Consider the following 15952-nt stretch of genomic DNA (forward strand, 5'->3'; position numbering starts at 1 on the left):
CATCCTTCTGATTGGCTGTGTGCCCGTTAATCGGGTTGGGCAAGAAAATAATCCAAACCTTCACGCCAGCCCTCGGGACCAACGTGTGCGGTGTGGTAGACGTTTTCCTCATCATCGCGCGTCAGGATGACCGGCGTTTTACTGAAGCCTTTTATGACGACGGCATAATCGACGCATTCCAGCATTGGCACATCATTGGGGCCATCTCCCAGGCCGATGGTGGTACGGGTGATCCCCTCGCGCCGGGCGAGATGCTGTTGCAACGTTTGCAGCGCGTGACCTTTTCCGCATCCTTCAGGCATCACATGCCAGAAGCGCCCTCCCTGGGTTAACGCCAGACCGTGCTGATGCAGGGCCGCGCGGAATTCATCCAGCCGTGCGGCATCATCACGCCACAGCACCACCTCAGAAGCATCGCGTTGTCGACTCTGACTGGCTTCCGCCAGCGTCAGGCCAGTGAATCTGGACACTTCAACGTCACTGAAATCGTGAAAACCGGTGAAGCGAAAGTCAGCCTGTAAGCCTTTCAACTGCTGACAAAGTGCAAGGTAAGCGTGCCCCTGTCCTTCACTGCGCCGCTCCTCCGCCTCAAGAACAATACGGGCACCGTTTTCAGCAATAAAAGGCGATCCGGCGATGCCGAGTTTTTTTTGCAGCGGAATGATCTCGGCCGCCGTTTTGCTGGAACAGATCACCAGCGGAATCTGATTTTGTTTCAGACGTGCCAGCCATTCGCTGGCGGCATCCCAACGATAATCGTGATGGTCCAGCAGTGAGCCATCGAGGTCGGTGACGATCAATAACGGTTGGTCAAGACTGACCATCTTCACACTCCTTACACCCTTGGGCATCCGTAAAGCGAGGAATAATCAGTATAATAGCGTAATCGCGATCACACTTTTTCGCACAGCAATGGGAAGTTAACCCAGGAAAATTCCTAAAACAGGCTAACAGCAGAATTGTGCATGTGTAAAAGATGCGCAGAAAAAAGACAGCATACATGCGGTGTTTTCGGTAACAACCGCGACGTAAAACAGGTGAGGGGTTGCACCTCTGGAAAGCGTTGGCACTTGTCTTATTCAGACTGAGGCGTAATCTGGCTGCTGTGTTAGAGATTTTCCTGGTGTAACGAATTTAGCGCTTTTACTTTACCCGGCTATCCCGCCGGGTATTTTTTTGCCTGATATCAATGATGCACTTCAATGCAGGAGCAATCGTGGATATCCAGTTCAAAGGCTTGTGACAGATCGATTTGCGCATCCTGCGATCCGCTCGCGTGTGGTTGCATATGCTCTTTGATCTTTCCTGATGTCTTTTCCTGAATGGCGTTAAGCAATGTATCGATATTGCTGTTCAGGTTATCGCTATCGTCGTTTACCGTTACCATCATCGTGCCTCCTGAGCGGAGAAGGGGGACGTAGACAGTATAGACGTCTGAGGGGAATCGTGCGGAATCTGCGTAACAGGCAAAAAAAAGCCCGCGCTGCGCGGGCAAAAATCCTTGTTACTTTTAGGTTGACTGCGCCTTTGGGGTTGGAGCAGTAACAAAAATTCTACGCGCTGGCCGCGTCAAAAGTCTCGCCATTAAACGTTAAGAAAGTGAAAATCCCTTACCAGGCGCATTCTTAGGCGAGTTAAGCAATCACCCAGGCTGATCGCGATCACACGGTTACCCAATTCTTCCGTTACACTGTGTCCGAGGCACTATTTCTGGAGAGTATTCAATGAAGGTCAATGACCGCGTGACGGTAAAGACAGACGGTGGTCCGCGCCGTTCAGGCACGATTCTGGCGGTAGAGCCATTCAATGAAGGCGTCATGTATCTGGTTGCGCTGGAGGATTATCCGCTGGGTATCTGGTTCTTTAATGAAAACGATCATGCGGATGGGGTGTTTGTCGAACCCTATGTCCCCTCACCCTAACCCTCTCCCGCTGGCGGGAGAGGGGACTGATGCGAGCACAGGCTAACATTTTGCACTGCCTCCCTCTCCCGCTTGCGGGAGAGGGCCGGGGTGAGGGCATAAGTAATCTCAGATTAGAACGTTTCCCAATTATCATTGCTGACGGTTGCCACGCGAGGCGTCAGCGCTTTTAACGTCGGCTGCACGGTCGGCGTCGGAACCAATAAACCGGGCTTGTCATTCAAACGAAACGCGGCAACCGCCTGGGTCAATTTACCCGCCTGGTCTTCCAGCGATGCTGCCGCCGAAGAGGCCTCTTCCACCAGCGAGGCGTTCTGCTGAGTCACATTATCCATCTCGGTGACCGCCAGGCTCACTTGCTGAATTCCGCGGCTCTGCTCATCTGAAGCGGCGGCGATTTCAGACATAATGTCGGTAACACGGCGCACCGCCTCAACAATTTCACTCATGGTATTGCCGGCTTCCCCTACCTGATGCGAGCCATTGCTAATCAGATCAACCGATTCTGCAATCAGAGACTCAATCTCCTTCGCCGCCTGCGCACTGCGCTGGGCCAGGCTGCGCACTTCACTGGCGACCACGGCGAAACCGCGACCCTGCTCACCGGCACGGGCGGCCTCAACGGCGGCGTTCAATGCCAGAATATTGGTCTGGAATGCAATGCTGTTGATAACATTAGTGATTTCGGCAATCTTTTTCGAGCTGCCAGAAATGTTGTTCATGGTTTTCACCACGCCATCGACCAGCTCTCCACCGCTGCGCGCTTTACCCGAGGCATCGGCTGCCAGTTGGCTGGCATGATGGGCGTTTTCGGCATTCTGCTTCACGGTGGCCGTTAGTTGTTCCATGCTGGCTGCGGTCTGCTCCAGTGCGGAAGCCTGCTGTTCGGTGCGTGAGGAGAGATCGGTGTTACCGGCAGAAATCTCACTGGAACCCTGGTAGATCGCCACCGCACCTTCACGTACCACACCAACCGTACGAACCAGTGAGGCCTGCATCAGTTGCAGATTATGCAACAGGCTGCCGATTTCACTGCGGCCCCATGCCTGATCGGGCGCGGTTAAATCACCCTGAGCGATTCGTTCAATACGCGCGACGGATTGACGCAGTGGGTTAATCACCACGCGGCGCAGGAACAGGAAGGTCAGCAATACCAACACCAGTGCTGCGGCAAAGGCGGCGGCCATAGCAATAAAACCAATACGTGACTGATGTGCCGCTTCCGCATTTATCGCATCAGCGCGATTAGTACGGATCTTGATTGCTTTGAGTAACACCTCGTTATAGGCGTCATCCAGTTTGCGTGTTACATCGGTTTCCTGCGCAATAATGCCTTCAAAGCTGCCTTGTTTTGCCGAATCGATCATCGGCTTCAGACCTTTATCGATATAAGCGTTGAAGCGTTCCGTCAGCGGTGCATCCAGCGCCAGGTCTTCTGCGGTTTTGGTTTTGCGGTCCATATAAAGTTTGAAACCGGCGCGTGCCTGTTCAATACGCTGCTCGGTGCGCGCCAGGTCAGCGCGGTAGCTATCCATCTCGCCAATACGTGCGGCGGCACCAGACTGAATAACATTCAGACGTGCAGTACGCAGGTGGTTTGAGCTGTTGGAAATCCCCATACGAATCTGGATTTCATCTGTGGCGTCATTCAGCGAGTTATTGCTTTGAATCAGAAAGTAGCTGGCGAGTCCAATGCACAGGGCAAAAAGCAGCAGAATGCCACCAAAGATCATGCTGAAAAGAGGCATCAGGCGCAGGTTCTGCCAGATGCTGAGCTTATGTTGCTCATCAATCGATGCTGTTTTCATATCCTTGCTCTCATATAGGTTGGTGTTCTGAAGCTAACATCGGCAAGGGAGGGGAAAGGATTAGTCAGCAGAGTGGGATCTGCATCGCAAAATGGACAAAAACAAAAAAGGGCCAATCAGCGGATTAGCCCTTATTTTTACCGAGGGAAATTATCGCACGTTGACATAGATCCCGGAGGTAACATTATCAGTGAGACGCACAACATGATAAATAACTTGTTTATTGTGGGTCTTGATTTTACGTTTAATATTACCTTTATGTGACGAAACTGTTTTCGCCTTAATTTGCATCTTGTCTGAAATCTGAATGGTGTCATGTCCTGACATCCACATTTTCAGCATATTTGACTCAGTCTGGCTTAATGTCAGAGGGTGAATATCAAGCCCGGCTGAAATTCGTGGCGCTGCATTGAGTTTCTTTTGCAGATAGGTGCCGAGAAGGGAATCCAGGGTCGATGTTTTAATCGATTTTGACGTAATAATCAGGTTCTTACGAACGTAGAGATATTCCTCAAAATGGATGTTTGAGATCGCCATGAAGATGAAAAATAGGGTGTCAGGATGCTGCATAATAATGCCGCGGATACGATCGCTGGAGTCGGATTCATGAATGAACGATTCTTCGTTAATAAATACGACCCCGGGTTTTAGCTGTTCACATCTTTGTTGCAATTGCTCGATGTCAGACACGGAAGTAATATTTTTCTTTTTAACTCCTTTTGCGGACATATAGTCCGATAATCCCAGGCGTGTGTAGTTGCATGAATCCATAATAATCGTTGGCATGTTAGCGACCCTCACCAATTTGTTATCCGTTTAAATCAACGATGAATTACGCGTTTGCGGTACGAGAGAGATTTCCAAAGACACTTTTTTATTCTGCTCAGCAGCCTGGCGGAGTAAACCCGTGCGCCATCATGACTCTTCCCTGACCCGTTCTGCGAAGTTTGTTGTGTTACTTCAACGTCACTCTTGACCCCGCGACAGTGGGAATCGCCGGGAATTTGTTTTAAGTCGGTAAATCGCTCATTTTTGCGAGCCATGTCACTATCGCGCATGTCACAGACAAATCTGATAGGACAAATCTTAAAAACATTTGAAATACGAAAGTGTGACGTTTCAGCGAGTGTTGACAATGCCGGAAAAAAGGTTTTCTTACAAGAAAAATCGCTGCTAAATTTTTTTTGTTTAAAAACAATCTATTGGGCATTTTTTCAACGAATCCACACGCTTAGGCACTGTAGGATTCGTCTGACTAAAATACTTGAAGCGCCGTTTAATAAGAATAATTTTCACCAGAAATGCGCATTTATCAGATTTTCCTCAGTTGATTTCTGAGAATTATGGTTCGAAAAATGCACAAATAGATTTTGAACGCTTAACTATCACTTAAGAACGGCTACAGATTCGTTAATCAACTCGTACGGGAGAGTTCTGACAGGAACTGAGCGAGCAAATCAAAGACTTCACTGAAGAGATGTTCGCAAAAAGGGGCAAGGAGCGGCATCATCAGACCGATGCTCAGGATCCCCACAGTTAAGGTGATTGGGAAGCCAACAACGAAAACTGATAACTGTGGTGTAACACGGTTTAACAAACCCAGGGCCATATTGAGCGTGAGGAGCAGAACGATTAATGGCAGCGCTAACATCATGCCATTAAGGAAAATTAATCCCGCTGCCTTCACCAACGCCATAAACGCGTTAGCGTTGAGCGGATGATCGCTGATCGGCATGGTGTGAAAACTGTCGACCAGCATCGAGATGAGCCACAGATGACCGTTGAAGGTCAGGAACAGCAGCATCGCCAGCATATCAAGAAAACGCGCCAGCACCGGCATATTCAGACGGCTGCCAGGGTCAAAGAAGGTAGCGAATGACAACCCCATCTGCAAGCCAATCACTTCGCCCGCCATACGCACTGCACCGAATGCAAACTGCATGGTCAGCCCCAGACCGACACCAATCAGAATTTGCTGAAGCAGCAGCCAGAAACCGGCAGCGGTAAACAGGGTGACTTCAACCGGTGGCAGCAACGGCATCAAAATCCACGTCGTTAGCACCGCCAGACCAATTTTGACGCGGTTCGGGATACTTTTCTCGCTGAGTACCGGCGCGCTGGCAAACAGCGCCAGCAAACGCACCATCGGCCAGAAGAACTGGCTGACCCAATGAACTAATTGGCCGCTGTCGAGGTTAATCATTAACCGATGATATAAGGCAGGTTGCTAAACAGGGTGCGCATGTAATCCAGGATCAGGTTAAGCATCCACGGACCGGCAACCACCGCGGTGGCGGCCACGGCAAGAATCTTGGGAATAAATGACAGGGTTTGTTCGTTGACCTGCGTAGCCGCCTGCAACAGGCTGATAATCAGGCCACTCACCAGCGCCACCAGCAACATGGGTGCCGCCATCATCAGGGCAACACGCATCGCGTCCTGTCCCATTACCATTACCGATTCGGGTGTCATGCTGCACTCCTCAGGAATAGAAACTTTGCGCCAGTGAACCCACCAGCAGCTGCCAGCCATCCACCAGCACGAACAGCATCAGCTTAAACGGCAGTGAAATGGTGGCGGGGGGGACCATCATCATCCCCAACGCCATCAACACGCTGGCAACCACCAGGTCGATGATCAGGAAAGGGATAAAGACGGTAAAACCAATCTGGAATGCGGTCTTCAGCTCACTGGTGACATAGGCAGGCAGCAGGATGCGCATCGGCACCGCTTCCGGCCCTTCAATCGGCGGCGTATTTGCCAGACGGGCAAACAGCGCTAAATCCGCTTCACGCGTCTGACGCAGCATAAATTCACGCAGCGGCTGTGCACCCTTATCAATGGCGACATCCATGCTGATCTTGTCCTGGCTAAACGGCAGATAAGCGTCGGAATAAATCTTGTCGAAAGTGGGTGCCATGATGAAGAAAGTGAGGAACAGCGCCAGACCGACCAATACCTGGTTCGGCGGTGCTGATGGCGTACCGAGCGCGTTGCGCAACAAGCCAAATACAATAATGATGCGGGTGAAACTGGTCATCATCAGCAGCACGGCCGGAATAAAAGTCAGTGAGGTGATAAAAACCAGCGTCTGCACCGGCAACGACCAGCTCTGGCCACCATTTGCCAACGGATGGCTTACCAAACCGGGCAGTTGCGCATGCGCAACCGGTGCCAGCAACAGCAGCGGCAGAAGAGGAAGCAAACGACGCATCATTGGGTTTTTCCGGGGCGTTTAACCAGAGTGTTTAACAGCTGACGAAAATCCTGCGGCGCGGGTGGCGCAGCAGCATCTTCAGGCGCAAGCGGTGGCAGGGTATGCAGGTGAGTGACCTGTTGTGCGGTGACGCCAAGAACCAGACGGGCATCCTGGGTATCAACAATCACCACCCGCTCGCGTTGGCCGACCTGTACGCTGGCACTGACTTTCAGCGCCTGACCGCTCACCGCCTTCGGTGCAAAACCGAGGCGGCGTGCCAGCCAGCCACAGGCGAGGATCAGTAACACAATCACCGCCAGCACGCTGCTGACCTGGCCAATCACCGAACCGGCTGAAACCACCGGTTGGCTGTGGCTGGCAGGTTGTACCGTTTGCGCGTTCTTCAACATACTTAGCGGCTCAGACGACGCATACGTTCAGACGGGGTGATGATATCGGTAATGCGCACGCCATATTTGTCGTTCACCACCACCACTTCACCCTGGGCAATCAGGTAGCCGTTGATCAGAATATCCAGTGGTTCACCGGCCAGACCGTCCAGCGCCACTACCGAACCCTGCGTCAGGCGCAGCAGCTCTTTGATGGTCATTTTGGTCCGACCCAGCTCCACGGTCAGTTTGACCGGGATATCCATGATCAGATCGATGTCCTGCAATGATCCGCTGGCACCGCCGCCGTCGAGCGACTTAAATACCGCTTCGCTTTGCTCCGGCGCGCTGGTTGCCGCCTGCTCGTTCATTGCAGCAGCCCACAGATCGTCCGCGGAGATGTCGTCATCGGACGGTTTCTTGCTGTCACTCATTGGGCTGTTCCTCATTCAGCGAATTCAAAATCGGGTTAATCAGATGCTCGACACGCAGCGCATACTGGCCGTTTAACGTGCCGTACTGGCTGGTAAGCACCGGTACGCCATCTACGTGTGCGATGATGCGATCCGGCTTCTCAATGGGCAGGACGTCACCAGGTTTCAGTTGCAAAATACGTGACAGACGCAGCGACACATCGGCGAAGTGGGCAATCAGCTCCAGCTCCGAGTGCTGCACCTGTTTCACCAGGTTGTCGCGCCAGTGGTTATCTTCCTGACGAGAGTTCTCCAGTGGGGGATTGACCAGCAGCTCACGCAGCGGCTCAATCATCGAAAATGGAATACAGATGTTGAATTCACCCACCAGGTTGCCAATCTCCACCTGGAACGGGGTGTTCACCACGATATCGTTCGGCGAGGTGGTGATGTTGGTGAACTTCACCTGCATCTCAGAACGGACATACTCCACATCCAGCGGGTAAATCGCTTTCCATGCGTCGCTGTAGCCTTCCAGCGCCAGCTTCAGCATGCGGCGAATGACGCGCTGCTCGGTATGGGTAAATTCGCGGCCTTCCACTTTGGTCGGGAAGCGGCCATCGCCACCGAACAGGTTATCCACGGCGATAAACACCAGACTCGGCGAAAACACCACCAGCGCGGTGCCGCGCAGCGGTTTCAGGTGGATCAGGTTCAGGTTGGTCGGCACCGGCAGGTTGCGGGCAAACTCATGGTACGGCTGAATCTTGATCGCCCCGACGCTGATATCCGGGCTGCGGCGCAACAGGTTAAACAGCGCCATACGAAAGTGACGGGCAAAACGCTCATTGATGATCTCCAACGCCTGCAAACGTTCACGCACCACGCGACGTTGGGTATTGGGATCATAGGGACGAATATCACTGTCGCCCCCGTTGGAACTCTTCTCTACTTCCGCGCTGTCACTGTCGCCATTGAGCAGCGCGTCAATCTCAGCCTGGGAGAGAATGCTATCGCCCATTAAATCACCTCAAAATGAAGGCGGTAAACAGCACGTCACTGACCACCTGCGGAGGTTGACCTTTTACCAGCGGCGGCGCCAGCACCTGTTTGATTTGATCAACCAGGGCCTGTTTGCCTTGCTCAGACGCCAGCGCCGCAGCGCTTTGACGTGAGAGCAGCAACAGCAGGCGGCTGCGCACTTCCGGCAGGTAGTCATTCAGCCGACGTCGGGTGTCCTCATCGGGCAGACGCAGCGTAAAGCCTACGTACAGCACACGGTCAGGATCGTTGTCAGGATTGACCAGGTTAACCGTAAAAGTATCCATTGCAAAAAATACGGGGGCAGGGGGTGGCTCTACTTTCGCCACTTCCGGCTTATCGCCCTCGTGTTTATTCATCATTCGCCAGACTGCATAGCCTGCCACGCTGCAAGCGGCCAGCGTCACAATCAGTAACACCGGAATTAATATTGAACGTTTGCGGCCTTTAGCTTTCGCGTTATCAGACATGTTTGCAGTTACTTCCTGTGAATTATGGGCAAGCCTTTCGGCTCGCCTGGACAGATTATCCCGCGTCTTAAGTCAAACAATGGGAAGAAAAGACGCGGGTTTTACGCTTACCTTCAGCGTTAGCCGCTGTCAGGCAAAGATATCGACAGCGCCGTTGCCGGTCGCGCGCGCCTGAAGGGCTGCCGGGACGGCAATAGGCGTTATCTCGTTGTCACTGTCCTGGGAGAGGGTAAAGCTGCCGTGCTGGCCATCACGGCGACCTTCCTGCTGACCCTGATAATTCTGGCCTTGTGCGGAAGCGTCGCTGCTGACATTACTCTGTCCCAGGTTTATACCGCTCTCCGCCAGCGCCGTTTTCAGCTGTGGGAGAGCCGCTTCCAGCGCGGCCCTCACATGGCTGTGGCTGGAAACCATATTCAACTGTGCCTGATCCTTATCCAGGGTCAGGCTGATCTGAATTGCACCCAGGTCCTCCGGGTGCAGACGCAACTCAGCATTCTGCTGGCCGTTGCGACTAAACATCACAATCTGCTGACTCAGCGCCTGCTGCCATTCCGACGAACCAAGTTGCGCATTCAGCATCGGTGTCGACGGTGTGGTGCTGGTCGACGCGGTGCTGCTGGTCAGCGTGCTGGTACTGCTCAGCGGTGCGCTGGTTACCGGCGTTGTCGTGTCGCTACTGCTCAGATCACGCTTATCATCCGGTTTACTTAGCGTACTCAACACCTGCTGAAAACTCTCATCCAGCGTCAGGGCGGTGCTGTTAGTCGAACTGCTGCCGGCCGTGGTGCTGGTGGCCTGCGTTGTGGTGGTTTGCGCGGTTAACGCATCAGCCACATCGCTGCTTTTCTTCGTCGCTGCCGTTGTGGTGGCTGTCGTTGTATCCGACTGCTCATCCTTAACTTTACTGGTTAGCGCACTGAGTAACGTACTGTTCAGACTGGCACGACTGTCACTGGTATTCTCACTCAGCGCCGTGGTGGCCGCTGTTTGCGTAGTACGATCTTCCACCGCTGCCGGTAACATGGCGAACAGGGCCTGAACATTCTGTAAGTCGCTGGCGCTTAACGAACTTGCCTCAGTCTTATCCTTATCATCGGCTGATTTCAGCGTGGCTTTAATATTTTCCGGCTGTAAAAGTGCGTTCAGCGTCTCTGGTTTGTCCAGTGCCTCCAGCAGCGCGCTCAGAGAGACACCTTTGCTGGATTTTTCATCGCTTTCTGCTGATGAATCAGCCGATTGCGCGTTGGTGCCTTGCTGTTTTGCCAGCGTCAATAACTGATTTCCCAGGGCGGTAACGAAGTCCTGCGGCAGGTTTTCCACCCCTTGCAGAATGTCCGTTGAAGCTGAAGTATCAGCCTCACCCGAACTGGCAGTTTGTGTAACGAGTGTTGGCAGCGTAATCATTCGCCTTTCCTCAGTGCGGCCCGTTGGGCGTATTCATCCATCCGTTTCTGATCGAGACGGTTTTCTTGTCGTAATGCGGTTTCGGCGGCGCGGGTAATCAGCGTTTGATAGGCATTAAGCCGTTTCTGCTTTTCGCGCCAGTTATTAAGAGCCTGATCGAGGCGCTGACTCCATTGCTGCAACTGTTGACGATGCTGCTCAATGGCTTTTTCCAGCGTCTGAATAAATTGGTGATAGTTGGTCCAGCGGGTGCTGGCGATACCGCCAGACATATCCTGATTCAGCTTGTTGCGATACTCATCCTGGTAATCGAGCAGCATATGCAGCTGCTCGTCAGCTTGCTGGTGGCCGCGGCGCATATCACCAAGGTGAATGACCGCTTTCTCCAGGTCCTGTTCCGCCAGGTCGCGCAATGTATCGATAGCATTGGCCGTTTTCATTGCAATCCCCCTTCACGCAGGTTTAACCGAACATCGCCTGTAAATGCAGGCAGGCATCGTCGTAGTCGCTGCGTTCGAAAATCCCCTGTTGCAGGAAGGCTTCCATCTGTGGATAGAGCTTAATGGCCCGATCCAGCATCGGATCGCTACCTGCGGCGTAGGCTCCCACGCTGACCAGATCACGGTTGCGCTGGAAGCTGGAGAGCAGTTGCTTAAACTGACGCACGCGGGCGTAGTGGTTTTCATCGATCAACGCGGTCATGGCACGGCTGATCGAGGCTTCAATATCTATTGCCGGATAATGTCCCGCTTCCGCCAGACGGCGCGATAACACGATATGTCCGTCAAGAATGGCGCGCGCGGAGTCGGCAATCGGGTCCTGCTGGTCGTCACCTTCGGTCAGAACGGTATAAAAGGCGGTAATGGAGCCGCCGCCATGCGTACCGTTACCGGCGCGTTCCACCAGCGCGGGCAATTTGGCAAACACCGAAGGTGGATAACCTTTGGTGGCAGGAGGTTCACCGATAGCCAGCGCGATCTCACGCTGGGCCATAGCGTAGCGGGTGAGTGAGTCCATAATCAGCAGCACATGCTGACCGCGATCGCGAAAATCTTCAGCGATGCGGGTGGCGTAGGCCGCGCCCTGCATACGCAGCAGCGGTGAGACATCAGCCGGAGCTGCAATGACCACCGAACGTGCCCGGCCTTCGGCGCCGAGAATGTTTTCAATAAACTCTTTAACCTCACGGCCACGTTCACCAATCAGGCCAACCACAATCACATCGGCTTTGGTGTAACGTGCCATCATGCCGAGCAGCACGCTTTTGCCGACGCCGGAACCAGCGAACAGGCCCATACGCTGCCCGCGTCCGACGGTAAGCAGGGCGTTGATAGCGCGTACGCCGGTATCCAGTACATCCTCAATCGGGGTACGTTGTAACGGGTTGAAAGGGGCGGTGATCAACGGCGCGCGATAGCCGGTTTCCGGGGAGGGCAGGCCATCAAGTGGCTTACCGCTGCCATCAAGCACCCGACCCAGCAGTTGTGGACCGAGCAGCAGCTGTTTGCCGCTATGCGCGTTATCACCGGTGACGCGCGCATAAACGCGAGCACCGGGCAAAATCCCGTCCACTTCTTCCAGCGGCATCAGAAACAGTTTCTGGCCGTTAAAGCCGACCACTTCACTTTCTACTTCAGTGATATTCGCGCCGTCATGACGTTCAATAATACAGGTGGCACCCAGCGGCAGTTGCAGGCCGGTGGCCTCCAGAACCAGGCCAGTGGCACGAACCAGGCGGCCATAGCGACGTACGGTCTGCACCTGGGAAATACGATCTTCGAAGGCGTCCAGCGCCCCGAGCCAGCGATTGAGGCGCGTGCTCATCAGAACTCTCCCGGTGCCGCCAGGCGGCACAATTCCTGCCAGCGTGTTGCTACGCTGGCGTCGAGATCGCCATCCTCGGCGCTGAGTTTACAGCCGCCAGGGTGCAGGGTACTGTCGGCCAGCAGACGCCAACCGTGCAGATCCAGCGTCGGGCCGAGGGTTTGTTCAATTCGTTGCAGGTCATCCGGGTGCACGCGTAGCTGGGGTTTCCCGCTGAACATCGGTTCCTGTTGAATCAGCTGTTGAATCTGACGCAGCAGTGCGCTGCCATCGACCGTCGTTGCCTGACCGATAACGGTGCGTGCGGCTTCCAGCGCCAACTGCATCAAACGTGCGGCGATCACGCTATCGAGCGACTCCAGCGTGTGCTGAAACTCGGTCACCAGTTGCTGCATACGCGCTTGCAACGGCGCCTGCTGCTGTTGGGCGTCAGCCAGGCCCTGCTGGAAACCAGCGTCGTAGCCATGTTGCTGCGATTCAGCATGACCTTTCTGGTAGCCTTCGCTGTAGCCCTGCGTTTGCGCCTCTTTGCGCATCTGCTGTTGCAGACGCTCCAGTTGTTGTTGCTGTTCATCTTCGGCGCTCAGCACTTCGTCGCTGATGGACTCCAGCGGCAGCTCTTCGGGTTCAGAATCGAATGAACGCCCTAAATCATCAGGCTGCCAGCGTTGCCACGGACGGGCAGAAAAGGCATCAGACATAGGTTTCCTCGCCACCACCAATTACCATTTCGCCTGCCTCTGCCAAACGGCGTACCACCAGCAGGATGGCTTTCTGTTCGTTTTCCACCGCAGACATACGGACCGGGCCACGGTTGGCAAGGTCGTCGCGCAGGATATCCGCCGCACGGGCTGACATGTTTTTGAGGAACTTCTCGCGCAGCGGCTGTTCGGCACCCTTCAGGGCGATCAGCAACTGCTCGGATTCCACTTCCTGCAACAGACGCTGGATGCTGCGGTCGTCCACTTCCACCAGGTTTTCGAACAGGAACATCTCGTCGATGATCTTCTGAGCCAGTTCGCCGTCGAAGTCGCGAACCGCTTCGATAACCGCCTCTTCCTGCTGGGTTTTCATCAGGTTGATAATTTCCGCTGCGGTTCTCACGCCGCCCATCTTCGCGCGCTTGAGGTTGGTACCATCCAGCAGGCTGTTGAGCACTTCGGTCAGCTCGGCCAGCGCTGCTGGCTGCACGCCGCCGAAGGTGGCGATACGCAGCATCACATCGTGACGCAGACGTTCGTCGAACAGCGCCAGAATATCTGCCGCCTGACCACGTTTGAGGTGGACCAGGATGGTGGCGATAATCTGCGGATGCTCGTCGCGGATAAGGTCTGCCGCCGCCTGCGGTTCCATAAAGTTGAGCGTTTCCATACCGCTGGTGGTTTCGCGGGTTTCGAGAATATCTTCCAGCAGGCTGGAAGCACGCTCTTCGCCCAGCGCCTTAATCAACACGGTGCGCAGGTAGTCGTTGGAGTTAAGACTGAGCGCGGCAAACTGCTCGGCATTCATCTCAAACTCACGCAACACCTCGGTCAGCTGCTTGTGCGAAATCTGTTTCATGCTGGCCATGGCCGCACTCAGATGTTGCACTTCACGCTGGTTGAGGTGTTTAAACACCTCAGACGCACGATCCTCGCCAATGGTCATCATCAGAATGGCGCTTTTTTCAGTACCGGTCAGACTCATAGTTCGTTACTCATCCATTCACGGATCACCAGCGCAACTACGCGTGGATCGTTTTCAGACATATCGCGGATACGCTGGCTCATGACTTCCGCGCTCATGCGGTTAGTTGATTTGCGTTCCTGATCCAGCTCATCTTTACTGAGCTGCACGCTATAGGCTTCTTCCTCTTCCTGCGCAGCGGCACGGGCGGCAGCGGCTTCGGCGGCGGCCTGTTCCTGCTCACGCTTACGCATAATCTGCGGACGTACCAGTTTGCGATAGAGGATGAAGGCAACCAACGCCACCAGCAGCCAGCGACCGGCATTCATCAACTGATCAAAGAACGACTGCTGTTGCCAGAAGGGCAGGTCGCCACCGGCAGGCTCGGTCATATTGAACGGTGAGTTCACCACGTTGATGCTGTCGCCACGGTTCTGCGAATAGCCCATCGCTTCACGGGTCAGGTCTTCAATCTGCTTAATCTGCTGATCATTCAGGGCAACTTCTTTGCCTTTGTCGTCAGTGCGGTAGTTCACCACCACCGCGACCGACAGACGCTGCACATCCCCGACGTTCAGCTTGGTATGACGAATGGTGCGATCCAGTTCGTAGTTAACGGTGTCGTCACGGCGTGAACTGCTTGGGCCGCTCTTTTCGCTGGTACTGGTGCTGGTGCCATTGGCCGCATTGTTTTGTCCATTGGCATTGTTAGCGGGCGGATTGGTCACCGGCGCGGTATTCGCTGGGGCGGGCTGATTTGACAATGCACCAGGTACGCCACCCGGGTACGGGCTACCGTTCTGCTCGCTGGTGCTGGTCTGACGCGAACGAATCGCTGAATTATCAGGGCTACCGTTAGGCTGATACTTCTCATCCGTCTGTTCGCTACGGTCAAAGTTGAGCTGCGCTGTCACCTGCGCATGCACATTGCCCTGGCCAACAATAGGATTAAGAATCGCTTCGATGCGCTGCTGATAGCGGCCTTCCACTTCGGCGGTATATTTCAGCTGGGCATCGTTCAGATCACGGCCTTCGCTGTCAGAACGGGTCAGCAGGCGACCGGCCTGGTCTACCACTGTCACGTTACCCGGCGGCAGGCCAGGCACACTGCTCGAGACCATATGCACCACTGCCTGAATCTGACCTTCGTCCAGAGCGCGGCCTGGTTGCAGATTCAGCGTAACGGAAGCCGACGGCGCTTTCTGCTCACGCACGAACAGGGTCGGTTTCGGCATCGCCAGATGAATACGCGCGCTCTTGACCGGACCGAGTGTTTCGATAGTTCGTGCCAGTTCACCTTCCAGCGCGCGTTGATAGTTAACCTGCTCGCTGAACTGGCTGATGCCGAACTTTTCTTTATCCATCAGTTCAAACCCTACCGAGCCACCTTTCGGCAACCCTTGTTGGGCGAGACGCAGGCGCAGTTCATGCACCTTATCGGCCGGCACCATCAGTGCACCGCCGTTCTCGGCAAACTGGTAAGGAATGTTCATCTGGGTCAGTTGAGTGACAATCGCGCCGCCATCCTCATCAGAGAGGTTGCTATAAAGGACGCGATAGTCGGGGGCTTTTGCCCAGAGCACCAACGCAAAAACCACTGCGATAGCCGCAGCGGCAGCGATAATTAAGGGAATTCGCGGATTGGCGCGCAGGCGGGCGAGAAGGTCACTGAAGCCTTTCTTGGTTGTATCCTGTGTAGCGGCTGCGCTCGCATTCATGACCGATTCCTGCCTGACATAATTGACCGGGTGAGTTGTGGTGACAAAACGGACTCCCTGAAACGTCGAAAAATGAAATTCCACTCCAATGCTTTG

General features: G+C 54.3%; 18 protein-coding genes. 1 reads left to right on the forward strand and 17 read right to left on the reverse strand.

All coding sequences use genetic code 11. The annotated features are described in order from the left end of the window. Positions 1–26: 26 nt before the first annotated feature. Together CTZ24_RS16555 and CTZ24_RS16560 are read right to left on the reverse strand one after the other, a co-directional pair. Entirely contained in the window at positions 27–824 is a 798-nt protein-coding gene (locus CTZ24_RS16555; RefSeq protein WP_208724108.1) for a mannosyl-3-phosphoglycerate phosphatase-related protein, read from the reverse strand. Positions 825–1186: 362 nt separating this feature from the next. Beyond that, a complete protein-coding gene (locus CTZ24_RS16560; RefSeq protein WP_021182854.1) occupies positions 1187–1390 on the reverse strand; it encodes a DUF2525 domain-containing protein in 204 nt (67 codons plus the stop codon). A 334-nt stretch (positions 1391–1724) separates the two neighbouring features. Between CTZ24_RS16560 and dsrB the strand changes: the two genes are divergently transcribed. Next, entirely contained in the window at positions 1725–1922 is a 198-nt protein-coding gene (dsrB, locus tag CTZ24_RS16565; RefSeq protein ID WP_208724109.1) for a protein DsrB, read from the forward strand. A gap of 113 nt (positions 1923–2035) precedes the next feature. Here dsrB and CTZ24_RS16570 read toward each other — a convergent pair whose 3' ends face one another. The 15 genes from CTZ24_RS16570 to fliF form a co-directional block, all read right to left on the reverse strand. After that, complete coding sequence (locus tag CTZ24_RS16570) at positions 2036–3730, reverse strand: methyl-accepting chemotaxis protein (protein ID WP_208724110.1); 1695 nt, start codon at positions 3728–3730, stop codon at positions 2036–2038. Between the two features lie 150 nt (positions 3731–3880). Beyond that, positions 3881–4516, reverse strand: a complete 636-nt coding sequence (rcsA, locus tag CTZ24_RS16575) for a transcriptional regulator RcsA (protein WP_036624919.1) — start codon at positions 4514–4516, stop codon at positions 3881–3883. A gap of 628 nt (positions 4517–5144) precedes the next feature. Then, entirely contained in the window at positions 5145–5933 is a 789-nt protein-coding gene (gene fliR / locus CTZ24_RS16580) for a flagellar biosynthetic protein FliR (protein ID WP_021182858.1), read from the reverse strand. Continuing rightward, entirely contained in the window at positions 5933–6202 is a 270-nt protein-coding gene (gene fliQ / locus CTZ24_RS16585; protein ID WP_021182859.1) for a flagellar biosynthesis protein FliQ, read from the reverse strand. Before fliQ ends, fliR begins: the two co-directional genes overlap by 1 nt. A 10-nt stretch (positions 6203–6212) precedes the next feature. Continuing rightward, positions 6213–6944 carry a flagellar type III secretion system pore protein FliP gene (gene fliP, locus CTZ24_RS16590; RefSeq protein WP_036625087.1) on the reverse strand — a complete coding sequence of 244 codons (732 nt, stop codon included), beginning with the start codon at positions 6942–6944 and terminating at the stop codon, positions 6213–6215. Continuing rightward, complete coding sequence (gene fliO, locus CTZ24_RS16595; protein ID WP_021182860.1) at positions 6944–7339, reverse strand: flagellar biosynthetic protein FliO; 396 nt, start codon at positions 7337–7339, stop codon at positions 6944–6946. Before fliO ends, fliP begins: the two co-directional genes overlap by 1 nt. A 2-nt stretch (positions 7340–7341) precedes the next feature. Next, the gene (fliN, locus tag CTZ24_RS16600) at positions 7342–7752 is read right to left on the reverse strand and encodes a flagellar motor switch protein FliN (protein WP_021182861.1); all 411 of its coding nucleotides are present in this window, start codon (positions 7750–7752) and stop codon (positions 7342–7344) included. Next, a complete protein-coding gene (fliM, locus tag CTZ24_RS16605; protein WP_021182862.1) occupies positions 7745–8752 on the reverse strand; it encodes a flagellar motor switch protein FliM in 1008 nt (335 codons plus the stop codon). The genes fliN and fliM overlap by 8 nt, the downstream gene beginning before the upstream one ends. 4 nt (positions 8753–8756) lie before the next feature. After that, a complete protein-coding gene (fliL, locus tag CTZ24_RS16610) occupies positions 8757–9242 on the reverse strand; it encodes a flagellar basal body-associated protein FliL (protein ID WP_021182863.1) in 486 nt (161 codons plus the stop codon). A gap of 129 nt (positions 9243–9371) precedes the next feature. Further along, on the reverse strand, positions 9372–10649 hold the full coding sequence (locus tag CTZ24_RS16615; RefSeq protein ID WP_208724111.1) for a flagellar hook-length control protein FliK: 1278 nt from the start codon (positions 10647–10649) through the stop codon (positions 9372–9374). Continuing rightward, a complete protein-coding gene (fliJ, locus tag CTZ24_RS16620; protein WP_021182865.1) occupies positions 10646–11089 on the reverse strand; it encodes a flagellar export protein FliJ in 444 nt (147 codons plus the stop codon). The genes CTZ24_RS16615 and fliJ overlap by 4 nt, the downstream gene beginning before the upstream one ends. A gap of 22 nt (positions 11090–11111) precedes the next feature. Further along, positions 11112–12473: a flagellar protein export ATPase FliI gene (fliI, locus tag CTZ24_RS16625; RefSeq protein WP_021182866.1), complete on the reverse strand. Its 1362-nt coding sequence runs from the start codon at positions 12471–12473 to the stop codon at positions 11112–11114. After that, on the reverse strand, positions 12473–13174 hold the full coding sequence (fliH, locus tag CTZ24_RS16630) for a flagellar assembly protein FliH (RefSeq protein WP_021182867.1): 702 nt from the start codon (positions 13172–13174) through the stop codon (positions 12473–12475). The genes fliI and fliH overlap by 1 nt, the downstream gene beginning before the upstream one ends. Beyond that, a complete protein-coding gene (gene fliG / locus CTZ24_RS16635) occupies positions 13167–14159 on the reverse strand; it encodes a flagellar motor switch protein FliG (RefSeq protein ID WP_021182868.1) in 993 nt (330 codons plus the stop codon). Before fliG ends, fliH begins: the two co-directional genes overlap by 8 nt. Next, positions 14156–15856, reverse strand: a complete 1701-nt coding sequence (gene fliF / locus CTZ24_RS16640; protein WP_208724112.1) for a flagellar basal-body MS-ring/collar protein FliF — start codon at positions 15854–15856, stop codon at positions 14156–14158. The genes fliG and fliF overlap by 4 nt, the downstream gene beginning before the upstream one ends. Positions 15857–15952 lie beyond the last annotated feature (96 nt).

Source organism: Pantoea phytobeneficialis, from assembly GCF_009728735.1.
GTDB classification, from domain to species: domain Bacteria; phylum Pseudomonadota; class Gammaproteobacteria; order Enterobacterales; family Enterobacteriaceae; genus Pantoea; species Pantoea phytobeneficialis.